Origin of the sequence: Maritimibacter alkaliphilus HTCC2654, assembly GCF_000152805.1 — a bacterium.
Taxonomy (GTDB): domain Bacteria; phylum Pseudomonadota; class Alphaproteobacteria; order Rhodobacterales; family Rhodobacteraceae; genus Maritimibacter; species Maritimibacter alkaliphilus.
This window is the reverse complement of sequence record NZ_CH902578.1, coordinates 3,843,468-3,865,234: the sequence shown is the minus strand read 5'-3', so window position 1 is coordinate 3,865,234 and position 21,767 is coordinate 3,843,468. Positions and strand designations below refer to the sequence as shown.

Sequence of the window (21,767 nt, the reverse complement as noted above, 5' to 3'; positions counted from 1 at the left end):
ACCGGGACGGCAGCGATTCCCCCTGCAGACATGCGAAAGCCTAGCACGGGTTTTTTCAAGGTGGTTGATAGATTTTGGCTTTTTCGCCGGATTTGACCCGACGTTCAAAAATTTCCGAGGGCTTTCAAGCCGCTTATCACGACGCAATGCCCGGATTTCGGGCATCGCCCGAACCGGCCAAGCCCTTGACGTTACTTCCCCTTGTCGGGGTCGTCGCCATGATCGACGTGAAACCGCAGCCCCTGATTGATCTTCGCCTGCATTTTCCACGGCAGCAGCGACTGGAGTTTCAGCCCCAATCTGAGGTGGCCGGGAAAGTCGATTTCCGCGGTCCCGCGCGCCAGCCCCGCGAGGATGGTTTTCGCCGCTTGCTCTGCGGGCATGATCCCCGGCAGCGGGCCGCGATGCACCTCGGTCTGCGGCGTCTCGATATGGCCGGGATGCGCGATCACCACGCGCACCCCGTCGGGGGCGAGGTCTTCGCGCAGCGCGCGGGCGAATGCCGTGACCCCGGCTTTCGAGGCGCAATAACTCGGCGCATCGGCCTGATTGGCAAAGGCTCCCAGCGACGAGACGAACAGGATCGTGCCCTGCCCCGCCTCGCGCATGTGGTCTGCCAGACGCAGCGCCAGCACGGTGGGCGCGGTCAGGTTCGTTTCGATCTGGATCGCGGCCCGGCGCGGGCTTTCCAGCTTACCGTCCTTGCCGCGCCCGTCGAACATCCCCGCGTTCAGGAGCGCAAGGTCGATGGGCGCGTGGGCCGCGGCATCGACCCAATCCTCGGCCGCCTGAATGTCGGTCAGGTCCACGATGGCGGTCTCGACCTCGGCCCCCTTGGCGCGCAATTCGTCGGCGACCGCCGCCAAGGCCGTCTCACGTCGTCCCGACAGGCACAGGGTCACGCCCGGTTTCGCCAAGGCGCGCGCCAATTCCCGCCCCAGACCCGAGCTTGCCCCGGTCAGCAGGATGCGGCGCGCCCCGGTCACGACGCGATCTTGCCCACGGGCCAATCGACCGCGATGCCCAGCGACACGGCCTTGTCGACGCGCGGCGGGCGCGGCTCGTAAAGCCCGAACTGGTTGATGCGCGGCTGCTCCAGCCGTTCGATCGCGTTACGGATGAACGCCGCCCGCCCTTCGTCGCCATAGACCGAGCCGCGCACATGGATGCCATAGGCCATGGCGCGCACGAGCGCGTTCAGCATTCCGGGCTTCGGAGGCTGGGGATCGGTCCAGAACCCGTCCAGATCGCCCTGATGCGTCAGCCCCTCGATGTCGTAGACCGCCACACCCAAAGGTTTGGTCGGCACGTTGCGCCGAAGCGCGATCAGGCCGGTGGTCGAATTGATGACCACGCAGCCCGCGACGATGGAGAAGATGTCGGGCAGGAACCCGCCGTCCAGAAAATGCACCCGCTCGGCCAGCCCGTGTTCGGCGGCCAGACGCGGCACCACCCGCTCCCACCGCTCCAGCCCGTTGTCCATCGGGTGAATCTTGAAGATAAGTTCGGTCCCTTCCGGCGCATGATCGCGGAACGAGGCCATGACACGCCGGATGAATTCGGTCTGGAACCCCTTGGGCGCATTGTCGCGCAGTTGATAGTCGTTCTGCATCTGTAGCGGCACGAGGAAGCGCGGCACCTCGGCCGTCGCCTCGAAATGCCTGACCAGTGCATCCGCCTTCGGCGCGTTGCGCCGCCGCTTCAGAAGCCGAGGAACATAGGCCGGAAACTCGACCAAGACCGGGTAATAGCGATCGGGGCGATAGCGCGGGGTCAGCCATCCGAAGAAGGCGTTCGACAGGTGGAACGACGCTTCGCGCACCGCCTCGTCCAGACTCGGGATGTCATAGATCTGGGCCTGATCGACCGGCTCCAGCGTTTCTGCCACCGCTTCGATCTTGGCGGGATCTTTCGGAAAATGGGAATAGGTCGACTGCCCGCCCTCTTCGAGGATCAGCCAGTCGGGCCGCAGGTAGCCGTATTCCATCGATACGCTACGCACCCCCTCCTCATGCGCCACGCGCTGCGCCGCTTTGTGATAGGGGAAACGGTCCGCGAAATAGAGGATGTCGGTCACGCCACGTTCGCGGATGAGCGCGCGCAGATGGTCGGGCCAGCCTGCCAGCGACCCGCGATACATCTGCGTGTCCTTGCCGCGCCAGAACAGCCAGTCGCCGGGACAGAAATTGACCTTGAGCACCTTGTGCCCCCGCGCGGCCAGCGCCCGGCCCAGATCGCGGAACACCCCCGACGTCGGCCCTTGCAGGAACAGGAAACTGCGCGTCTCCGATTGTCCCTGATTGGCGCTCATTGGCTGTTCCATTTTTCTTGTGGCTATCGCATTAAGGCTCCGGCCCTTTAATCACGACCGGGAGGCAAGATGCCAGACTTTCTCCGCGCCCATGACAGTTTTGGCAAGCGGGTTTTCGGCTTCGCGTTCCACCTGTTCGACCTCGTCGCTTACGAGGTGCTGTATCGCCTGTCTCCGGCACGGCGGATGTGGTTCTTCAACGGCGGATACATGCCGCTCGACGACGACTACACCTCCTACCCGGAGTTCGCGGGCGAGGATCATTCGGCCATGATGTATCATCAGGCGGGCCGCACGATGGTGAAGGATCACGGGCCTGCGCCGACGTCGATCCTCGACGTGGGTTGCGGTCAGGGCGGCGGGCTTGTTTACCTGTCGCGCCTCTACCCGCAAGCCAAGCTCACCGGCACCGAACGCTCGCAATCCGCCGTCCGCCTCGCCAAACGGCGCACCAAGCCCTTCACCGATGCCACGATCACGCAAGGGCATTCCGGCGGGCTGGCCTTCGCCGACGACAGTTTCGACATGGTGGTCGCCGTCGGATCGCCCACCTACTTCGGCCTGACGCTTTTCGTCGAAGAGGCCGGGCGCGTCGTGAAACCCGGCGGACTCATCAGCTTTTCCGGCGGCTACCGTCAGGGCGATCATGCCAAGGTCGAGGGCGAGATTCGCGAAGCCGCCGCCAAGGAAGGGCTCGAAGTCCTCACCTATCGCAACATCACGCCGCACACCTTCGCATCGCTCAAGGCCGACCTGCCCCGCCGCGAAGCCACGCTGGCAAAGGTGCCGTGGCCGTTTTCGATCTATGCCCGCCGCTGGGCCGACATGCCCGGCAGCCCGGAATACGACGAATACGAAAAGGGCCTGCGCGCCGATTTCGCCTGTGTGATCCGCAAACCGGCCTGAGCCGCGCAATCGCCCTTTCGCCTGCCCGCGATTGCTCTAAGTTGGCCGCATGGCCGATCCGATGGAGCTTCCCGAACCCGACCGCATCGAAGGTGCGCCCCACCCGCGCGAAACCCGTGCGCTTGTCGGGCAGGCCGCGGCCGAGCAGGGGTTTCTGACCGCCTACAACGGCGGACGGCTGCACCATGCGTGGCTCATTTCCGGTCCGCGCGGTGTGGGCAAGGCGACGCTCGCATGGCGGATCGCACGCTTCCTGCTCGCCACGCCCGCCGATGACGGTGGCATGTTCGGCGCGCCGCCCCCGCCAGACCGGCTCGACATCGACCCCGAACACCCCGTGGTGCGTCGGTCGATGCAGATGGCCGAACCCGGCCTGTTCGTGCTCCGGCGCGGTCCCAACGACAAGGGCGACAAGCTGTCGGCCGACATCCGCGTGAACGAGGTGCGCAAACTGCGCGAGTTCTTCGGCCTGTCCGCCTCGGACGGTGGCCGCCGTGTGGTGATCGTCGATGCCGCCGACGAGATGAACACGCAGGCCGCCAACGCGCTCCTCAAGATGCTCGAGGAACCGCCGCGCGGCGCCACACTCCTCCTCGTCACTCACCAGCCGTCGCGGCTTTTGCCGACGATCCGGTCACGTTGCCGCGAGCTGCGCCTGTCGCCGCTCGCGCCCCCCGATCTCGCCCGCGCGATGGAAGCCGCAGGCGAATTGCCCGGCCCGGATGCCGAGCCTTTGGGCGAGCTTGCGGGCGGCTCCGTCGGCGAAGCGATGCGGCTCTCCCAGCTGGACGGCCTCAAGATTTATCAGGACCTCGTGTCGATTTTTGCACATGCCCCGCGCTACGACCGCCCGCGCGCCATCGCCTTGGCACAAAGCGCCGCCGGGGCCGCGAACGCCACACGCTATGCGCTGATCCTCGACCTGATCGACCAGTTTCTAGCCCGCCTCGCCCGCTCCGGCGCGGGCCACCCGCCGCTCATCGAAGCCGCGCCGGGCGAAGCCGCGCTCTTTGCCCGCCTCGCCCCCGATGCATGGCGTGCCCGCCGCTGGGCCGAGAAAGCACAGGATGTGTCGTCGCGCGCCGCGCATGGCCGGGCGGTCAACCTTGACCCTGCCGCGCTCATCCTTGATACCACCTTCAGGATCAACGAGACCGCAGCAGCCTACGCCGCATGACCGAGCAGCCCAGCATCACCGACAGCCACTGTCACCTAGACTTCCCCGATTTCGAGGGGCAGTTGGACGAGATCATCTCCCACGCCGCCGAAGCAGGCGTGACGCGCATGGTGACCATCGCCACGAAACTTGCGAATGTGCCAAAAGTGCAAGCCATCGCCGAGGCGCACGCGCCCGTTTATTTCGCCGCCGCGACCCATCCGATGAGCGCCGCGGACCAGCCTTTGGCCACGGTGGACGAGCTTGTGGCGCTCGCTGAGCACCCCAAGTTCGTGGGCATCGGCGAGACCGGGCTGGATTATCACTACACCGCTGATTCAAAAGAGATTCAGCAGGAAAGCCTGCGCGTCCATATTGAGGCCGCGCGCCGCACCAAGCTGCCGCTCATCATCCATTCGCGCGATGCGGATGACGATATGGCACGTATACTTACCGACGAGCACAAAGCGGGCGCATACACCTGCGTCATGCACTGCTTTTCCTCCGGGCCGGAACTTGCCCGCGCCACGCTCGACCTTGGGTTCTACCTGTCGATGTCGGGCATCGCGGCCTTCCCGAAATCCTCGGATTTGCGTGAGATTTTCGCCGACGCGCCGCTCGACCGCATCCTCGTCGAAACCGACAGCCCTTACCTTGCGCCCCCGCCCCATCGGGGCAAGCGTAACGAACCCGCCTTCACGGCGCATACGGCCCGCGTCGGCGCCGAGGTTTTCGGGCTCGACTATGCCGATTTCGCCCGCGCGACGCAGGACAATTTCGACCGCCTGTTCTGGAAGGCCGCCTGATGGCGCGCCTCACCTTCACCATTCTGGGCTGCGGCTCGTCCGGTGGCGTCCCGCGACTGGGCGGCAACTGGGGCGCCTGCGATCCGGCCAACCCTAAGAACGCGCGCCGCCGCTGTTCGATGCTGGTCGAACGGGCCGAAGGGGATGCCACCACGCGCATCCTGATCGACACCTCCCCCGACCTGCGCGCGCAATTGCTCGACGCGAATGTCGGCGCGCTTGACGCGGTGATCTATACCCATGCCCACGCCGACCATGTTCACGGGATCGATGACCTGCGCATGATCGTCTACAACATGCGAAAGCGCCTGCCGGTCTATGCCGACGGTGCCACGCAGGACGCGCTGTTTTCCCGCTTCGGCTACGCCTTCGTCCAGCCGGAGGGGTCGAGCTATCCCCCCATCCTCGACATGCACACGATCCGCGACGGCGAGGATTTCACGCTCACCGGCGCGGGTGGCCCGATCACCTTCACCCCGTTCGAGGTCGAGCATGGCAACATCGACGCCCTCGGCTTCCGCGTCGCCGACTTCGCCTATCTGCCCGACGTGTCCGATATGAAGGATGCGGCGTGGAACGCGCTTCAGGACCTTGACTGCTGGGTGCTCGACGCCCTGCGCTACACCCCGCACCCGACCCATGCCCATGTCGAGAAATCGCTCGAATGGTTGGAACGCTCCGGCACGAAACGCGGCGTCCTGACCAACATGCATATCGACATCGACCACAGCACGATCGAAGCCGAAACGCCCGCCCACATCACCGCCGCCTACGACGGGATGCAGATCAGCTACGAAATCTGATGCAGGCGCTGATCGAGGTCATCCTGCCCGTCTTTCTCGTGCTCGGGTTCGGCTACCTCGCCCGCTGGAAACTCGGCTTTTCCGACGACGCCGTTCAGGGGCTGATGAAATTCGCCCAGAATTTCGCGGTGCCGGTGCTGCTTTTTCGCGCCCTCTCGACCCTCGAACTGGGCGAAAACTTCGCGTGGAACCTGCTGGCTTCGTTCTACACCGGCGCGATCCTCGGCTTCTTCGCGGGCCTGTTCGGCGCGCGCTACCTGTTCAAACGCCCGTGGACCGACAGCGTCGCCATCGGTTTCGCCACGCTTTTCTCCAACTCGGTCCTTCTGGGCCTGCCGATCATGGAGCGCGCCTACGGCTCGGACGCGCTCGGCCCCAACTATGCGATCATCGCGATCCATGCGCCGGTCTGCTACCTGATCGGCGTCACGGCGATGGAGATCGTGCGCACCGGGGGCGGCGGCATTTTGGCCCCGGTCAAGGGCGTCGCCAAATCCATGGCGCGCAACCCGCTCGTCATCGGAATCGCGCTCGGCATCGCCACGAACCTATCGGGCCTCACGCTCCCCGGCCCCGCCCGCGACGCCGTGGACCTCGTGGCCCGCGCCGCCCTGCCCGCCGCGCTTTTCGGCCTTGGCGGGGTGCTCGTCGCATACAAGCCCGAAGGCGACATGCGCGTTGTGGCGTGGATCGTGCTCGTCTCGCTCGTCCTGCACCCTGCGGTCACATGGGTCATGGGCACGCTCACCGGCCTCTCCGACGCGCAGTTCCGGTCGGCCGTCCTCACCGCCTCGATGGCGCCGGGCGTCAATGCCTTCCTCTTCGCAAACATGTATGGCGTGTCGAAACGGGTGAACGCGACGGGCGTGCTTGCCGCGACCGCCAGTTCGATCCTGACGATCTGGCTCTGGCTGCACGTCCTGCCCTGACGGCTCACCGCCGCGTGACCGCCGCCGTGATCGCGAAGATGACCGCCGCAGCGGTCACGATCGACGGCCCCGCCGGCGTGTCGACCAGGTAAGACGCGCCAAGGCCGGCAAGCGCCGACGCCGCCCCGATGCCGACCGCCGAAACCGCCATCGCCTCAGGTGTGCGCGAAAAGCCCCGCGCCGCAGCCGCCGGGATGATGAGCATGGCCGCGATCAGAAGCGTCCCGATCACCTTGAGCGCGACGGCGACCACGATGGCGAGGGCGAGGGTCAGCACCAGCCGCTCCCGCCGCGGGTCGATGCCCGATGCGACCGCCAGATCCTCCGACATCGTCGCCGTCAGTAGCGGGGCCCAACGCCAGACCAGCAGCGCGACGACCACGGCCGCGCCGCCCCAGATCACCAAAAGGTCCTGTCGGCCCACCGCCAGAATGTCGCCGAACAGGAACGCGGACAGGTCCACCCGGACGCCCGGCACGAAGCTGATCGCGACCAGTCCGAGCGCGAGCGCCGAGTGGCTGAGGACCCCAAGCGTCGCGTCCATCGCGTGACCGCGCGTGGCCAGACCGCTCACCACCAGCGCCATGGCGAGGGCGACGGCCAGCGTGCCCAGCGTCACCGGGACGGAAAAGATCAGCGCAAGCGCCACGCCGAGAATGGCCGCATGTGCGGTCGCGTCGCCGAAATAGGCCATCCGGCGCCAGACGACGAAACTGCCCAAGGGCCCGGTGGCAAATGCAAGCCCGACGCCCGCGAACCCCGCGCGCACGAGAAAATCGTCAAACATGGTCGTGATCGTGGTCGTGTTGATGGTGGTGGTGGTGGTCGTGTTCGTGCTGATACAGCGCCAGCGCCCCGCCGGTGCCATAGCCGAACAGCGCGCGATACTCCGGCGCATCGCGCACCACATGCGGCGTGCCCTCGCAACAGATGTGGTGATTCAGGCAGATCACCCGGTCGCTCGCGCTCATCACGACATGCAGGTCATGACTGACCATCAGCACCGCGCATCCCAGCGCGTCGCGCAGGTGTTCGAGTTTGAGGTAGAAGGCCGCTTCGCCCGGCTGGTCGAGCCCTTGGGTCGGCTCGTCGAGGATCAGAAGTTCCGGCGACGTCAGAAGCGCGCGGGCCAGAAGAACCCGTTGTTGCTGCCCGCCCGACAGGTCGGCGACCTGCCTGTGCTCCAACCCCTCGATCCCGGTTTCCTTTGACGCCCTGCGGATCGCTTCGGGATCGCGCCGTTCGGGCAGGTTCAGAAACCGTGCGACCGTCATCGGCAGGGACCGTTCGAGGGCCAGTTTCTGCGGCACATAGCCGAGACGCAGGCCCGGCTTGCGACGCACCTTACCCGCATCCGGTTTCAACTGACCGGTCAACACCTTGACGAGAGAGGACTTTCCCGATCCGTTCGGCCCGACCAGCGTGACGATTTCTCCGGGTTCGATGGCGATATTCACGTTCTCGAGCACGGGTTGCGCGCCGTAAGAAAGCGACAGGCCCTTGGCCTCGATCAGGCTCATGCCGCGGCCTCGGTGCAGGCCGGGCACAGGCCGACCGCTTCGATGCTGGCGCGTGCGACCGAGAACCCGATGTCCCCGGCGGCCTGTTCCAGCGCGTCGCGCACCGTTCCCCCCGGCGCCTCGGCCACGGCGTCGCAGTCCGAGCAGATGAGGAAGACCGGGGCATGGGCGTCTTGCGGATGGGTGCAAGCGGCAAAGGCGTTCAGCCGTCTGATGCGGTGGGCAAGCCCATGTTCGACAAGGAAATCGAGGGCGCGATAGGCGACGGGCGGTTGCTTTCCGAAGCCGTCCTCCGCCAGCCTGTCCAAAACGTCGTAGGCGCCGAGGGCCCGGTGTTCCGCCAGCAGGATTTCCAAGGTCCGCCGCCGTACGGGCGTGAACCGGGCGCCTGCCTTGGCGCAGATTTTCTCGGCCTGTTCCAGAGCCGTTTGGGCGCAGGCACTGTGGTCATGGGCATGGAAAGCGGCGGAGGGATCGAGGCTCATAGGTTGCATACCGATGCGTTATGATATTACAGATACGTAACGATATAACATTATTGGAGACCGGACAAGTCATGCGCCTGCCCCTCATCGCCGCCGCCCTCGCCCCGTTGCCCGCCTTTGCCGAACCGCCTCAGGTCGTCACCGATATCGCGCCGGTCCACTCGCTCGTCTCGCAGGTCATGGCCGGTGTGGGCGAGCCTGAACTGCTCTTGCAAGGTGGCGCCGATCCGCATTCGGTGACCTTGAAGCCAAGTCAGGCACGGATGCTGGAACGGGCGCAGCTGGTGATCTGGGTCGGGGAAGATCTGGCGCCGTGGCTCGCCCGTGCCATCGGCGGCCTTGCCCGCGCCGAGACCATCGCGCTGCTCGAGCATCCGGCGACGTCCCTGCGCGATTTCGACGGCTCCGACGCCGCCCTCGAAGAAGAGGACGGGCACCCCGACGATGACCGTGAACATGCGGACGAGGGGGAAGAGGATCACGAGGCCGGCCAAGATTCCGAGGCGCACGATCACGAGGGCACCGACCCGCACGCCTGGTTGTCGCCGGACAACGCCCGCGCCTGGTTAGGTGCCGTGGCAGAAGAACTCGCGGCGCGCGATCCGGAAAATGCCGAAACATACTTCGCGAATGCGCAGGCAGCGATTGTCGATGTCACTCAGATGGATGCCGCGATTTCGGCCCGGCTCGAACCGCATGCCGGCGCGGAAATCGTCACCTTCCACGATGCATTCGGCTACTTCGCCGCGACCTATGGGATCGACATTCTCGGCAGCGTGCAGCCGGGCGATGCCTCTGCCCCTTCTGCTGCGGCCCTGTCCGCCCTCAAAGACCTTGTCGACGACCACGGCGTGACCTGCGCCTTTTCCGAGCCGGGGTCCGATCCGGGGCTGCTCGAGGCGATCGAAACCGGCGCCGGGCTGCGCACGGGTGTGCTCGACCCGATGGGAAGCACCCTGACCCCCGGGCCCGAACTCTACGGCGAGCTCATGACCGGGGTCGCCACGGTCATCGACACGTGCCTCACTGAAGGCTGACGCGGGCGCGCGCGCCCGTCCCTCAGAATTCGTCCCACCCATCATCGTCGGGCGCCTGCGCCACGGCGGTGGCGGTGGTCGTGATCGCCCTAGTCGCGCTGGCTGGCGGTCGCGCCGGTGCGGTGTCGCGTTTGGTCGTGAAGGCCACGGGGGCCGCCGCCTCGCGGGCCGGGGCGCCGGTCTGGAAGCGGCCCATGGTCCGGGCCAGCGTTTCGGCTTCACGGGTCAGCGCATGGCTCGCTGCGGTCGTCTGCTCGAACATCGCCGCGTTCTGCTGGGTCACCTCATCGAGCTGGTTCACCGCCGCGTTGATTTCGGCAAGGCCCGAGCTTTGCTCGCGCGAGCTCACCGCAATTTCGGAGACATGTTTGGAGATTTCCGACACGCTTTCGACGATCCCTTTCAGCGCCTCGCCCGCCTGTCCGACGAGGTCCACGCCGCGTTTGACCTGACCGCCCGAGGCCGAGATCAGCTCGTTGATCTCGCGCGCGGCATCGGATGACCGCTGCGCCAGCGCCCGCACTTCCGAGGCGACGACGGCGAAGCCGCGCCCCGCCTCGCCGGCCCGCGCCGCCTCGACGCCCGCGTTTAGGGCCAGAAGGTTGGTCTGGAAGGCGATATCGTCGATGACGCCGGTGATCTTGGAGATCTGGGTCGACGAGTTTTCGATCTCGCCCATCGCCGTAACCGCCTCGCGCACGACCTCGCCCGAGGCTTCCGCGTTCTCGCGGGCCTTGTCGACGATCTCGTTGGCATGGGTCGCGCCATCGGCCGCCGACCGCACCGACGAGGTGAGTTGATCGAGCGCGGAGGCGGTTTCCTCCAGCGTCGCGGCCTGTTTCTCGGTCCGGGCCGACAGGTCATCGGCGGCGGTGGAAATCTCGGCTGCCTCGCCGGTGATGAGATCGGCATTCTCGATCACGCCGCACATCGCCTCCAGCAGCTTGTCGGCCGCCTTGTTGAAGTCGTTGCGCAGTTGTTCATAATCCTCGGTGAAGGCCTCGTCGATCCGGGTCATCAGATCACCCTCGGCCAGAGCTTCGAGGCCTTCGCGCAGCGCGTCCACGACCCGGGCCTGATTTTCCTGCATTTCCAGCCGTTTTTCTTCGCTGTCACGCATCGCCAGCGTCGCCTCGGTCACGTCATTGCCCACCAGCACGATCCGCATCAGCCGCCCGTTCCCGTCGTTGACCGGCGCGAAGGATCCGTCAATCATCGCCCGCGTGCCATCGGGCCTGTCGAGTTCGAACCGTCCGTACACCGCTTCGCCCGCGCGGACTTTTTCAAGCGTCTCGCCCAGCGCAGGTGACAGGTCTTCCACCGTCCGATACCGCGCGTCGACCGGCGTGCTTGCGCCCATCGTCGTGGCGAAGACATCGTTGGCCCGCTGCAAGTGCCCCTCGGCGGTGAACTCGACCTTGACCTGATTGGCCTCCATCGCGCGCAGGAGCGCCCGGTTCATGTAGCCCTCCGTCACATCCGTCCATTCGGTCACGAACCCGATGTGCTTGCCTGCGATATCGTAGACCGCCGTGATCGTCAGCGTGATCCGCACGTCGCCGAATGCGATGTCGGCGCTATAGGGCAGGTTCGCTGGGTCGCGCAGCAGCGTTTCGACGCGGTTTTCGATCGCGGGCGGGTGGAAATCGTGAATCGAGCGACCCACGATCTCGTCCGAGGAAAAGCCCGGCACCGTGGCCCGGAACGCCGTGTCATAGCGCTTGAGCATGTTCGACAACGACGCGTTCACATGCATGACGGTCTGGTCGAGCCCGGTCATCATGATCGCGGAGCTGCTGTTGTCGAAGGCGGCCGACCGGAAATTTCCCTCGAACCGTCGTTTTTCGTTTTCGATCAGACCGACACGGAACCGTTCCAGCGCGTTCGCGATCTGGCCGACTTCGTCGCGCCGCGCAACATCCGGCACGCGGGTGTCCAGCGCGCCCTCGGAAATCTCGGCCATGGCCCCGGTCACCCGGCGAAGGGGGCGCGCCAGAGACGCCGAGAAGAGGACAGCGACGATGGAAACGCCGAGAATGACAAGACCCTGCTGAATCGCCATCTGGATCATGAGATCGCGGGCCGGCGCGAGGATTTCCGCCATGTCCTTTTCGGCCACCACACCCCAGCCCGGCGTCGCACCGCCAAGGGGGCGATAGGCGATCAGCGCCGGTTGTCCGGCCTGACCCGTGCCCGGTTGGGCGCCGGTCCCGCCGCCCAGCACCGCGTCGATCTGCGGGCCAGCCGCCACCGGATCGGTCACCGCATACCCGGCGTCGAACCGCGAACGGGAACGAAACGTCCCGTCTTCGCCGACGACGAAGACGATCCCGGTCTCGCCCAGCCCGTTCGGATCGTTCGCGATGGTCGAAAACACCTGCGTATCCGGCTGGACCGCGAGATAGGCGAGGATCGAACCATCCTCGCCCGTCACGCCACGCATGATGAAAGTCGCGACATCGCCGTGAAAGGAGCCGAAGCGGCCGCCCACAGGCACCTCCGCCGCGCGCGCCCCCGCCGCAATCGCGGTTTGAAAGGTCTGCGCCAGAATGCTGTCGGACTGCCCGTCCGTCACGAGGTTGGTCGCATAATCCGGTCCCTTGTTCATCGAGTAGATCACCCGCCCGTCCGGGGCGACCACGAAGACATCAAGGAAATCGTAATGCGAAGCGAAGGTCCGGGCCTGCGGGTGGAAGACCTTGTGCGCCCCGCCATAGGCCCAAAGCCCCGCCGCCGCAGGCTCCAGCAACTCAGCACGTTCGCCTTCGGGATAGGGGTTCGCCGTGACGAACGCCTCGGTCAACCGCGCCTTGGCGTCCGCCCCAAGCATCGCGACACCGTTCAAAAGCGCGGCGATCTGTGCCGCGGTCGCAGGCCCCTCGACCAGCCCGTCAAGATGCAGGACCGCGTTCAGCGTCGCCTGCGCCATCAGTTCGGCCCGGGTATCGACAATCGCCTCCAACTGCGCCGTCGCCCCATCCAGCAGCGCCGCCTTCTGCTCGGTCCCCTGAAGCACACCCGAGACACTGGCCGACAAAAAGACCAGCAGGACCATGATGATCGGCATCTTTTTCGAGATGCTCAGATTGTTGAGAAACCGCATAAGCCTGACCTGAAACGCCGCACGTCACCGTGCCATTCCAGTCAGGCTTCGCACCTTCGCATGAAGATTCGCCTAACGGTCTAGAACCGCCCCTTGGCATGGGGACTGGCCCAGGTCAGCCAGATCGCGGCCGTCCACGTGAACTCGCCACCCCCCGCCGCCGCGCCGTCGACCGGGTTGAAATATTCGTAGAACCCGTGCTCCGCGATCAGTTTCTGCGTATCCTTGCGCAACCGCTCGGCCAGAACCGTATGCCCGGTTTCGGCCAGCCCGATACCGATGATCGCGTTCATCATCCCCCAGACCGGCCCGCGCCAATACCTCAGTTCGTCGAAATGCGGATTGTCGGGGTCGAGCGACGGAATGCCGTACTGCACCTGATCCAGAATGCGGTGCAGATGCTTTAGCTGCCGGTCGTCGCGGATGCCTGCATACCAGTTCAGAAAACTGGCCGATGTCAGGGTGTTGGTGAACGCCCCCGTCCTGACGTTGACACTGTCATAGTGCCCCCGCGCCTCGTTCCAATGGCTTTTCACACCCTGCTTGAGGTCGAAGATCCACCCCTCGATCTCGTCCGTGCCCATGTCGAACTCCGCCGCGATATGGAGGAGGTCTCGGCACGCGCGCAGGAACATGAATGTCATGCCGCAGTCGGCGACCCGGAAGGGGCTCTTGTCGGCGATGACGCGTTCGTTCCAGTCCGACGCCTTGGACAATTGCAACAGCGCGACATATCGGTCGTAGTCGAGTTTCGAGGGCCGCATCGAGGCATCGACGTGGTCGGTGTCGGAACGGTGGTATTCCCCCACCTCGCTCGTGTCCACGCCGACGAGCGCCGCATCCCAGTCGAGCGCGTTGTCCCGCCCGCTTTCCCACGGATGCGTGATGCAGACCATGCCGTTTTCGACCCGGTTCTTCATCCACCAGCGATGCCAGCTCACCAGCCGTCCGTAGAGCAGTTCCATATGAATGCGGCCATACCGCTTGTCGGCCTCGTAGACCGCGCGCGCCATCGTCGCCGCGATCGGCGGCTGGCTGATCCCCGATGTATGCGGCACCCGGTTGATGTCCCATACGTCGGGGCCGGGGAAATAGCCGAAACTCTGCTTGTGAAAGACGATATGGGGCACCATTCCGGTGTCCCACTGGCCTTGGAACAGGGTCTCCAACTCGGCCCAGGCGCGCTTGGCATCGAACACCGAAAAACCCCAGGCGGCAAAGGCGCTGTCCCAGTTCCACTGATAGGGATAGAGCCCCTTGGTCGGCACCGTGTAAAGCCCACGGTCGTTGCTTTGCAGAACCTTGCGGGCCTTCTTGTCGATCTTGTCGTAGTTCATGCCCGGATCCGCGCCTTCCATGGCCTCACGCTGTCCTGCGGCGTCGGGGCCCGCAAGACCGTTGCCTCGGTTTTAGGCAAGCCCCGCCACCTATGCAAATTTCCCGCACCCTCAGGACGGTCCGGGCGCCCGGCTGCCCGCAAATTGGGCAAAGCGATGATCCGGGTTGATCCGCCGCGCCCGACGTGGCGTAGTCGCAAAAAAGACCGGGACACAGAATGCCACCCGCCATCGCCCGCCCCTTCGCGCTGTCCGTCGCGCTCGCCGTGCTCGCGGCCCTCGCCATTCAGCTTCTGCACCCGTTCATCGCGCAGGTCCGGTTTCCGCCCGATCAGGGCTACAATTGGTATCTGTGGAAACGCCCCGACCCGGATGTCTGGAGCCGCGCGACCGCCTGGGGCGGATACCTCGCGCATCAGGCCTTCATCTGGGGCCTCATCTGGTGGGCTCAGACCAACCGCGATCGCCTTCGCGACCGCACCACCATGCACCCGCTGAACTGGGTGGCGCTCGGCGGAACCGCCTATTTCGCGACCCTCCACGCGCTCCAGACCGCCCTGTTCTACGACGGCCTCGCGCAGGACGTGCCGGTCATGTATTCGCAAGGCTCCGTGGTCCTCGTCCTCGTGCTCGTCCTGTTGATCGAAGCACCCCGGCGCGGCCTTTTCTTCGGCGCGGGCAAATCGTGGTTCGCGGCGACCCGCCCGTTCCTCATCCGCAGCCACGGCTATTACTTCGCCTGGGCCGTGACCTTCACCTACTGGTATCACCCGATGGAGGCGACCTGGGGCCACATCTGGGGCTTTTTCTACACCTTCCTTTTGTTCATTCAGGCGAGCTTCATCTTCACCCGCGTCCACACGAACCGCTGGTGGACCTTCGTGCTCGAAGGCACGGTGCTGGTCCACGGCGTGATCGTCGCGGTGGTCGGCGGTCAGGATTTCTGGCCTATGTTCGCCTTCGGCTTCGCGGCCCTCATCGTCGTCACCCAGATGCACGGTCTGGGCCTGTCGCGCCGCGCCCGCTGGATCCTCGGCCTCGCGATCACCGCCGCGACGCTCGTCGTCTATGCCGATCGCGGCTGGACCCGGCTGGAAGAAGTCGCGCGCATCCCCCTCATAGACTACCTTCTCGTCAGCCTGATCGGTGGGATCATCCTGATCTTCGCACGCCGACGCGCCTGATCTTCTTCGTTTCCGAAATACTTCAGGAGGTCTGGAGGACTGGTCCTCCAGACGCGCCATCGGCGCGTGCCACCGCGACGGCCCGGCCTTGCCGGGGCGGCGCAAATCCTGCGTGCGCGCCCGCGCGCACCCCGCTTGTGAGCGACCGCTTTGCAAAACCGCCGCCGGGGCGTATCCTGCGCAAAACAGACAAGATGAGCAGCGGCAGGCCCCCATGACGGCCCTCAAGGAATACGACAGGCTCGAAGCCTCCGGCCTTTGGCGCGCCGATCCCGCGGCGCAGCGGGTCGAAGTGGTCGTGTCCATCGGGGATGCCACGCTCACCCTCACCGACACCGCCGAACGCGCGCTCGCCCATTGGTCGCTCGCCGCCGTCCACCGCAAGAACCCCTCGAAACGCCCCGCCCTTTATGCGCCCTCGGATGCCGCCGACGAGGCCGAGGAACTGGAGCTTTCGGATGACGACATGATCGCGGCGATCGAGCGTATTCGCAAAGCCATCGCGCGGCGCAGGCCGCGCAGCGGGCGCGTGCGGCTGGTCCTGACCGGGGCCGTCGCGGCGGCGCTGGTGACGGCCACGCTGGTTTGGGTGCCGGAAACGCTGACCCGCCAGACCGTCGCGCTGCTTCCCGATGCCACCCGGACCGAGGTCGGGGACCGGCTCATGAACCGCATCCGCCGCGTCTCGGGCGCCCCCTGCGACGGGAGCGGCCAGTCCGCCCTCGACCAGTTGACGCGCCGTGTGCTCGGCACCGGCCGCACGCGCGTGCTCGTCGTTCCCGACGGGGTCGCGACCGCACGTGTCGTGCCAGGCAGCATCATCCTCGTGAACCGCGACCTGATCGTGGACGAGAACGAGCCCGACGTGGTCGCCGGCTTCATCCTCGCCGAGAACCTGCGCGCGCGTCAGACCGACCCGATGCGTGCGCTTCTCGACCATGCCGGCCTGATGACCACCGCGAAACTCCTGACGACGGGCGAGGTTTCGGACGCCGTCCTCGACGACTACGCCCGCCACCTCCTGACCGCCGAAGCCGAGCCGCTCGACAACGACGCGCTCTTGAAGGCGTTCGAAGCGGCGGGCCTCAGGTCCACACCCTATGCCTATGCGCTGGACCCGTCGGGCGAGACAACCCTGCCCCTGATCGAGGCCGACCCGGTTCCGGTCACGGCGGCCGAGCCGCTCCTCCCCGACGCGTCCTGGGTCAGCCTGCAAAGCATCTGCGAGACATGAAAAACCCCGCCACTTGGGCGGGGTTCCCGAGGTCGCGTCTCGGCCCGATCAGCGCGGGACGGTGATAAGCCTGCGCGGGACGGTGTTGGTCCAGACCTGAACCATATCCACCTCGCCCTGAATCGTGCGCGGCCCCCGGTTCGGGTTGAGCCGGTCATCGTCCCATGCGGCGCGGTAGCCTTCCGGCACAGCCGGTGCGGGCGTGGCGCGCGCGACCGGCGGGTTGGAATAGACCGTGTTGGCCGACTGGACCTGTGGTGCCCGGTGATAGCGCACGCGCGGATTGTAGACGTCCGGCACCTCGACACCGGAATAGCGCGGGTTCACGGCATAGCCGTTGATCGAGTAGTCGGCCCCGGTCTGCGGGAACGGCGACGGCAGCGGGCGTGCCTGAAGCTCGGCCCCGTATTCGTAGAAGATCCCCGATTGCGCATGGGCGCGCGCCTTGTCGGCGATATAGGACTCATAGCTCTCGCCCGCGTGAGGCACGCGGTAGGTCGAGGTGATGTTGGCGTCCTGCATTGTCATGCGCGGCGCGGTCGTCAGCGCTCGCTTGTCCGGCGTGGCGGCATAGACCTGATAGGTCGGATGGTTCACCGTGACGCGCGGCGACGGCGGGTTCGGGATCACCGGGACGGCGCCATAAGGGGTGGCGCGCACCGATGGGCGGTATTGTCCATAGGTGCCGACCTGCGCGGCCTGCGCCATCACGACGGGCGCCGGGGTCGCGACCAGTTCGGTGGTGTAGCCGTTCGTGTGCTGAACCGTGTAGAGCCGGGGCTGCGTGGCGCTCGCCCCGCAGTTCACGTTCACCTGACGACCGCCGATCATCACGCGGGCCGTGCCGGTGGTGCCGGGACAGGTCACTTCCATCCGGCGGTTGTTCGACGGCGCGACCGCCAGATCGGTGCCGCTCGACGTGTTGCGGCCCGCCGACAGGTTCGACGGCTCGGGCGCCGGGCTGGGCGTCGGCAGATTGGCGAACAGGCCGGTGGTGGTCTGGAACGCGGCCTGACGCGGCTGGGTCTCGACCGGGCGGACCGGGGCTGCGGACACGTTGGTGGGGGACGGTGCCGGGCTCGGCGTGCGCAGAGTCTGAGTGGTCGGTGCGCTCGGCGCAGGGGCAGCGGCGGCGGCGGTCGCCACGTCGCCCGGCGGGGGCGGCGCGATCGGCGCGGGGACCGAACCGCGTGCATTGCCGGCCGCAAAGGTCGGGTTCAGACCGCAGACCACCTCACCCCGGTTGGGCGAAAGGCGCGGCACCCAGTTGGTCGCACTGCCCACGTTGGCGCGGGCATAGGCGCATCCACGGCTGTCGACATAGACATCGCCCTTGTATCCGGCTGGCGGCGTTTCGCGGGGCTTGGCCCCTTGGGCCAGCGTGACGGCCTGGGCGGCTCCGGCGGACATCGTGGCAGCGATGGCCAAGGCACTTGCATACTTGAAAAATTTCATACCGTGTCCCCCAACACTAGATTTAGGGTTCACCATGGCGGATGGATTTTGGCCTGTCCAGTGGGTGAAACCCTAAATCTCAGTCAAGATATTGGAAACAGGCTATTTCGTTCCGAACATCCGGTCGCCCGCATCGCCCAGACCGGGCACGATATACCCTTTTTCATTGAGCTTCTTGTCCAGCGCCGCCGTGATGATCGGCACGTCCGGATGCGCCTCTTTCATGCGCGCCACGCCTTCGGGTGCCGCCAGCAGACACAGGAACCGGATATCCTTGGCCCCGGCCTTTTTCAGAAGGTCGATCGCCGCGACGGACGAGTTCCCGGTGGCCAGCATCGGATCGACCGCGATCACCACGCGTTCGTCGAGGTATTCGGGCACTTTGAAATAATACTGCACCGGCTCCAGCGTCGCCTCGTCGCGATAAAGCCCCACGAACCCCACGCGGGCCGAGGGGATCAGTTCCAGCATCCCGTCGAGCAGACCGTTGCCCGCCCGCAGGATCGAAATCAGTGCCAGCTTGCGGCCCTTGAGCGTCGGCGCGTCCATCTCGGTGATCGGCGTGTCGATGACCTTGGTGGTCATGGCCAGATCGCCCGTCACCTCATAGGCGAGCAGAAGCGAGATTTCCCTGAGCAACTGCCGGAACACCGCCGTCGACGTCTCCTTCTCCCGCATGATTGTCAGTTTGTGCTGCACGAGCGGGTGTTCGACGACGGTCAGATGGTCAGGCAACGAATTTCTCCAGTTTCGACTTCAGGGCGGCGCGCGTGGCCTTGTCGCAGAATGCGGCATCGGCGGCGGTTATGCCAAGAGCGCGGAAATCGTCAACGTCCCATCCGAAGGCCAGCGCCAATTCCTCGAACTCACGCGTCATCGTGGTGTGAAAGAACGGCGGATCATCGGTGGACACGGTGACCGTCACGCCCGCCTTGCGCAGCTTCTGGATCGGGTGGGCCTTGGTCGACGGATAGACGCCCAGCGCGACGTTCGATTGCGGGCAGACCTCCAGCACCACGCCGGAGGCCGCGAGGTAATCCACCAGCTTCGGATCTTCGATGGAGCGCACGCCATGCCCGATCCGTTCGACCTTCAGAACCTCGATCGCCTCGCGCACCACCTTTGGTCCACCCCATTCGCCCGCATGGGTGGTAAGCCGCAGCCCCGCCTCGCGCGCGGCGTCATAGGCATAGGTGAAATCGCGGAACGTGCCTGCGTTCTCATCGCCGCCCATGCCGAAGCCGGTGATGAACGACCCCACCGTCTCCTGCGCGCAGATCGCCGCGCGTTTCGCTTCGTCCGGGCCGAAATGGCGCACAGCCGTGATGATGCCCCTGAGCGTCACGTCCGGCACCGTCGCCGCAGCCTCGCGGATCGCGTGCAGGTATTCCTTCCACGCCGCCACGTCGCCGCCCCCGCAGAAGGCGGGCGAGATGAAGGTTTCGAGGTAGATCACGTTGTCCTTCGCCGCTTCCTCGAGCACAGCGACGGTCAGCCGCCCGTAATCCTCCGGGCTGGTCAGGGGTTTGGTCGCCTGTTCATAGACATCGAGAAACTGCAAGAAATCGGCATAGTCATAGGCGCCATGCGCGTCGAAAATGTTCGAAATGTTCAAGCCCTTCTCGGCGGCCATCCCCCGCACGAAGGCCGGCGGCGCCGCACCCTCGATGTGGTGGTGCAGTTCCACCTTGGGCATCCGCCGGATCGCGTCGGCAAGCTCTTCGGGCAAATTCACAGAAACGACCTCCCCGCCCCGCGCTGGTCGAGCCCGAGATGATCCGCCACGCTCGCCGCCACGTCGGCGAAGCCGATCTGGCCCAGCTTGCGCGTCCCGATCCCGTGGCACAACACCGGCACCCGCTCCCGCGTGTGGTCGGTCCCGACCCATGTCGGATCGTTGCCGTGATCGGCGGTGAAGATCACCAGATCGCCGGGCTTCATCCTGTCGAAGAACCGATGCAACTGCGCGTCGAACCATTCGAGGTGCCGGGCATAGCCCGCCACATTGCGCCGGTGCCCGTATTTCGAGTCGAACTCCACGAAATTCGCGAAGGTCAGGCTGCCATCCTCGGCGGTGTCGGCCAAGCCGATCAACGCCTCCATCAGCGCCTCGTCCGTGCCCTTGGCGTTATCCGTGACGCCCCGGTGCGCGAAGATGTCCCCGATCTTGCCCACCGCGTGCATCGGGCGGCCCGCGTCATAGACCCAGTCCAGAAGGGTCGGCTCGGGGGCGGCCAGCGCGAAATCGCGGCGGTTCACTGTGCGCTCGAACCCCGTTTCGGCGTCACCAAGGAAAGGCCGGGCGATCACACGCCCCACCCGCCGCTCATGCAACATCGGCGCAATCGCCTCACACAGCGCATAAAGCCGTTCCAGCCCGAACGCCTCTTCATGCGCGGCGATCTGAAGCACGCTGTCCGCGCTCGTGTAGCAGATCGGCAGGCCGGTGCGCATGTGCTCGGCCCCCAGTTCGTCCAGAATGACCGTGCCGCTGGCGTGCTTGTCGCCGAGGATGCCGTCGACACCCGCCGCCTTGCAGATCGCCGCCGTGATCTCGGGCGGGAACGCGGGTTCCTCATCCGGGAAGTAGGTCCAGTCGAAGGGCACCGGCACGCCCGCAAGCTCCCAATGTCCCGATGGCGTGTCCTTGCCCTTGGACACCTCGGTCGCCGCGCCCCACGCGCCCCACGGCTCGGCCCCCAGACCCGGCGCGATCAGGCCCGAGGCGAGCTTGACCGCCATACCCAACCCGAGCCGGTCGAGGTTCGGCATCATCAGCGCCCCTTCGCGCCCGTCGTCCGCCCGGCCCTCGGCACAGGCTTCGGCGATATGACCGACCGTGTTCGCCCCCGTATCCGGCGTGCCGTCGTTGAAGAACGCATCCGCATCCGGCGCGCCGCCGATCCCGACGCTGTCCAGCACGACAAGAAAGGCGCGGGTCATTTCCCCTCCATCTGCGCCTTGGCGAAGGCCCAGGGGATCAGGTCTTCGATGGTGACGACCATTTCGCCGCCGTCGAGCGTGCCCATCGTCACCTTGGTGCCCTTGCGCGCGAACTCGGCGATCTTCTGGCGGCAGCCGCCGCACGGGGTCACGGGATCGGGCGCATCGCCCACCACCGCGATTTCGGCGATCTCGGTGTCACCCGCCGCGATCATCGCGGCGATCGCGCCCGCTTCGGCGCAGGTGCCTTCGGGATAGGCCGCGTTTTCGACATTCACGCCAAGGTGCACCCGGCCCGAGGGCGACCGGATCGCGGCCCCCACCCGGAACCCGGAATAGGGCGCATAGGCCTTGGGCCAGACACCCTTGGCCTCGTCCAACAGGGATTTCTCCGACACCGTATTTTCTGACACGGGCGCCTCCTTTGACCGTATGGTCCAGTTTGGGGGGATTTACGCCACGCGCAAGGCGAATCGCGACGACACTTGCCTTGACCCCGCGTGATCGGCTATCCCCCGCGCGACGGAAAGTGGTTTAACATTAAACCATCTTCAGGAG

The 21,767-nt window shown here is 65.9% G+C and carries 20 protein-coding genes; 8 read left to right on the top strand and 12 right to left on the bottom strand.

What is annotated here, in order from left to right:
* Positions 1-191: 191 nt before the first annotated feature.
* Both RB2654_RS19935 and RB2654_RS19930 read right to left on the bottom strand, forming a co-directional pair.
* Positions 192-986, bottom strand: coding sequence for an SDR family NAD(P)-dependent oxidoreductase (locus RB2654_RS19935; RefSeq protein ID WP_008335174.1), 795 nt, complete (start codon positions 984-986; stop codon positions 192-194).
* On the bottom strand, positions 983-2,311 hold the full coding sequence (locus tag RB2654_RS19930; RefSeq protein ID WP_008335173.1) for a capsule polysaccharide biogenesis protein: 1,329 nt from the start codon (positions 2,309-2,311) through the stop codon (positions 983-985). The genes RB2654_RS19935 and RB2654_RS19930 overlap by 4 nt, the downstream gene beginning before the upstream one ends.
* 69 nt (positions 2,312-2,380) lie before the next feature.
* Here RB2654_RS19930 and RB2654_RS19925 point away from each other — a divergent pair, with 69 nt between their 5' ends.
* From RB2654_RS19925 to RB2654_RS19905, 5 genes are read left to right on the top strand one after another with little or no spacing between them, the layout of a single operon-like run.
* Complete coding sequence (locus RB2654_RS19925; RefSeq protein ID WP_008335172.1) at positions 2,381-3,217, top strand: class I SAM-dependent methyltransferase; 837 nt, start codon at positions 2,381-2,383, stop codon at positions 3,215-3,217.
* A 49-nt stretch (positions 3,218-3,266) separates the two neighbouring features.
* Positions 3,267-4,394 carry a DNA polymerase III subunit delta' gene (locus tag RB2654_RS19920; protein WP_008335171.1) on the top strand — a complete coding sequence of 376 codons (1,128 nt, stop codon included), beginning with the start codon at positions 3,267-3,269 and terminating at the stop codon, positions 4,392-4,394.
* The gene (locus RB2654_RS19915; protein ID WP_008335169.1) at positions 4,391-5,179 is read left to right on the top strand and encodes a TatD family hydrolase; all 789 of its coding nucleotides are present in this window, start codon (positions 4,391-4,393) and stop codon (positions 5,177-5,179) included. The genes RB2654_RS19920 and RB2654_RS19915 overlap by 4 nt, the downstream gene beginning before the upstream one ends.
* Positions 5,179-5,982 carry an MBL fold metallo-hydrolase gene (locus RB2654_RS19910; protein ID WP_008335167.1) on the top strand — a complete coding sequence of 268 codons (804 nt, stop codon included), beginning with the start codon at positions 5,179-5,181 and terminating at the stop codon, positions 5,980-5,982. The genes RB2654_RS19915 and RB2654_RS19910 overlap by 1 nt, the downstream gene beginning before the upstream one ends.
* Positions 5,982-6,911, top strand: a complete 930-nt coding sequence (locus RB2654_RS19905) for an AEC family transporter (protein WP_008335166.1) — start codon at positions 5,982-5,984, stop codon at positions 6,909-6,911. The genes RB2654_RS19910 and RB2654_RS19905 overlap by 1 nt, the downstream gene beginning before the upstream one ends.
* 4 nt (positions 6,912-6,915) lie before the next feature.
* On the opposite strand, the gene RB2654_RS19900 is transcribed toward RB2654_RS19905, so the two are convergent.
* The 3 genes from RB2654_RS19900 to RB2654_RS19890 are packed head-to-tail and all read right to left on the bottom strand — an operon-like array spanning position 6,916 to position 8,916.
* Positions 6,916-7,698, bottom strand: coding sequence for a metal ABC transporter permease (locus RB2654_RS19900; RefSeq protein WP_040885336.1), 783 nt, complete (start codon positions 7,696-7,698; stop codon positions 6,916-6,918).
* Entirely contained in the window at positions 7,691-8,431 is a 741-nt protein-coding gene (locus RB2654_RS19895) for a metal ABC transporter ATP-binding protein (protein WP_008335161.1), read from the bottom strand. Before RB2654_RS19895 ends, RB2654_RS19900 begins: the two co-directional genes overlap by 8 nt.
* The gene (locus tag RB2654_RS19890) at positions 8,428-8,916 is read right to left on the bottom strand and encodes a transcriptional repressor (protein ID WP_008335159.1); all 489 of its coding nucleotides are present in this window, start codon (positions 8,914-8,916) and stop codon (positions 8,428-8,430) included. The genes RB2654_RS19895 and RB2654_RS19890 overlap by 4 nt, the downstream gene beginning before the upstream one ends.
* A 71-nt stretch (positions 8,917-8,987) precedes the next feature.
* Between RB2654_RS19890 and RB2654_RS19885 the strand changes: the two genes are divergently transcribed.
* Positions 8,988-9,953 carry a zinc ABC transporter substrate-binding protein gene (locus RB2654_RS19885; protein WP_008335158.1) on the top strand — a complete coding sequence of 322 codons (966 nt, stop codon included), beginning with the start codon at positions 8,988-8,990 and terminating at the stop codon, positions 9,951-9,953.
* Between the two features lie 22 nt (positions 9,954-9,975).
* On the opposite strand, the gene RB2654_RS22650 is transcribed toward RB2654_RS19885, so the two are convergent.
* Together RB2654_RS22650 and RB2654_RS19875 are read right to left on the bottom strand one after the other, a co-directional pair.
* Positions 9,976-13,056 (bottom strand): methyl-accepting chemotaxis protein, encoded by a 3,081-nt coding sequence (locus RB2654_RS22650; protein WP_008335156.1) that lies wholly within the window; start codon positions 13,054-13,056, stop codon positions 9,976-9,978.
* Positions 13,057-13,136: 80 nt separating this feature from the next.
* Positions 13,137-14,414 carry an MGH1-like glycoside hydrolase domain-containing protein gene (locus tag RB2654_RS19875; protein WP_008335155.1) on the bottom strand — a complete coding sequence of 426 codons (1,278 nt, stop codon included), beginning with the start codon at positions 14,412-14,414 and terminating at the stop codon, positions 13,137-13,139.
* A gap of 197 nt (positions 14,415-14,611) precedes the next feature.
* On the opposite strand from RB2654_RS19875, the gene RB2654_RS19870 reads away from it, so the two are divergent.
* Both RB2654_RS19870 and RB2654_RS19865 read left to right on the top strand, forming a co-directional pair.
* Positions 14,612-15,577: a hypothetical protein gene (locus RB2654_RS19870; RefSeq protein WP_008335154.1), complete on the top strand. Its 966-nt coding sequence runs from the start codon at positions 14,612-14,614 to the stop codon at positions 15,575-15,577.
* A gap of 214 nt (positions 15,578-15,791) precedes the next feature.
* On the top strand, positions 15,792-16,811 hold the full coding sequence (locus RB2654_RS19865; protein ID WP_008335153.1) for a hypothetical protein: 1,020 nt from the start codon (positions 15,792-15,794) through the stop codon (positions 16,809-16,811).
* Between the two features lie 48 nt (positions 16,812-16,859).
* On the opposite strand, the gene RB2654_RS19860 is transcribed toward RB2654_RS19865, so the two are convergent.
* The 5 genes from RB2654_RS19860 to RB2654_RS19840 all read right to left on the bottom strand — a co-directional run bounded on the left by RB2654_RS19860 (position 16,860) and on the right by RB2654_RS19840 (position 21,622).
* Complete coding sequence (locus RB2654_RS19860) at positions 16,860-18,266, bottom strand: hypothetical protein (RefSeq protein WP_008335152.1); 1,407 nt, start codon at positions 18,264-18,266, stop codon at positions 16,860-16,862.
* Between the two features lie 102 nt (positions 18,267-18,368).
* Complete coding sequence (gene upp, locus RB2654_RS19855) at positions 18,369-19,001, bottom strand: uracil phosphoribosyltransferase (protein WP_008335151.1); 633 nt, start codon at positions 18,999-19,001, stop codon at positions 18,369-18,371.
* Positions 18,994-20,001: an adenosine deaminase gene (locus RB2654_RS19850; protein WP_008335150.1), complete on the bottom strand. Its 1,008-nt coding sequence runs from the start codon at positions 19,999-20,001 to the stop codon at positions 18,994-18,996. Before RB2654_RS19850 ends, upp begins: the two co-directional genes overlap by 8 nt.
* Positions 19,998-21,209: a phosphopentomutase gene (locus RB2654_RS19845; RefSeq protein ID WP_008335148.1), complete on the bottom strand. Its 1,212-nt coding sequence runs from the start codon at positions 21,207-21,209 to the stop codon at positions 19,998-20,000. Before RB2654_RS19845 ends, RB2654_RS19850 begins: the two co-directional genes overlap by 4 nt.
* A complete protein-coding gene (locus tag RB2654_RS19840) occupies positions 21,206-21,622 on the bottom strand; it encodes a cytidine deaminase (protein ID WP_008335146.1) in 417 nt (138 codons plus the stop codon). The genes RB2654_RS19845 and RB2654_RS19840 overlap by 4 nt, the downstream gene beginning before the upstream one ends.
* Positions 21,623-21,767: the final 145 nt, after the last annotated feature.

Coding starts and splice junctions, on each gene's coding strand:
- RB2654_RS19930 (WP_008335173.1), bottom strand. CDS start 2,311: ATGAGCGCCAATCAGGGACAATCGGAGACGCGCAGTTTCCTGTTCCTG.
- RB2654_RS19925 (WP_008335172.1), top strand. CDS start 2,381: ATGCCAGACTTTCTCCGCGCCCATGACAGTTTTGGCAAGCGGGTTTTC.
- RB2654_RS19920 (WP_008335171.1), top strand. CDS start 3,267: ATGGCCGATCCGATGGAGCTTCCCGAACCCGACCGCATCGAAGGTGCG.
- RB2654_RS19915 (WP_008335169.1), top strand. CDS start 4,391: ATGACCGAGCAGCCCAGCATCACCGACAGCCACTGTCACCTAGACTTC.
- RB2654_RS19910 (WP_008335167.1), top strand. CDS start 5,179: ATGGCGCGCCTCACCTTCACCATTCTGGGCTGCGGCTCGTCCGGTGGC.
- RB2654_RS19905 (WP_008335166.1), top strand. CDS start 5,982: ATGCAGGCGCTGATCGAGGTCATCCTGCCCGTCTTTCTCGTGCTCGGG.
- RB2654_RS19900 (WP_040885336.1), bottom strand. CDS start 7,698: ATGTTTGACGATTTTCTCGTGCGCGCGGGGTTCGCGGGCGTCGGGCTT.
- RB2654_RS19895 (WP_008335161.1), bottom strand. CDS start 8,431: ATGAGCCTGATCGAGGCCAAGGGCCTGTCGCTTTCTTACGGCGCGCAA.
- RB2654_RS19890 (WP_008335159.1), bottom strand. CDS start 8,916: ATGAGCCTCGATCCCTCCGCCGCTTTCCATGCCCATGACCACAGTGCC.
- RB2654_RS19885 (WP_008335158.1), top strand. CDS start 8,988: ATGCGCCTGCCCCTCATCGCCGCCGCCCTCGCCCCGTTGCCCGCCTTT.
- RB2654_RS22650 (WP_008335156.1), bottom strand. CDS start 13,056: ATGCGGTTTCTCAACAATCTGAGCATCTCGAAAAAGATGCCGATCATC.
- RB2654_RS19875 (WP_008335155.1), bottom strand. CDS start 14,414: ATGGAAGGCGCGGATCCGGGCATGAACTACGACAAGATCGACAAGAAG.
- RB2654_RS19870 (WP_008335154.1), top strand. CDS start 14,612: ATGCCACCCGCCATCGCCCGCCCCTTCGCGCTGTCCGTCGCGCTCGCC.
- RB2654_RS19865 (WP_008335153.1), top strand. CDS start 15,792: ATGACGGCCCTCAAGGAATACGACAGGCTCGAAGCCTCCGGCCTTTGG.
- RB2654_RS19860 (WP_008335152.1), bottom strand. CDS start 18,266: ATGAAATTTTTCAAGTATGCAAGTGCCTTGGCCATCGCTGCCACGATG.
- RB2654_RS19845 (WP_008335148.1), bottom strand. CDS start 21,209: ATGACCCGCGCCTTTCTTGTCGTGCTGGACAGCGTCGGGATCGGCGGC.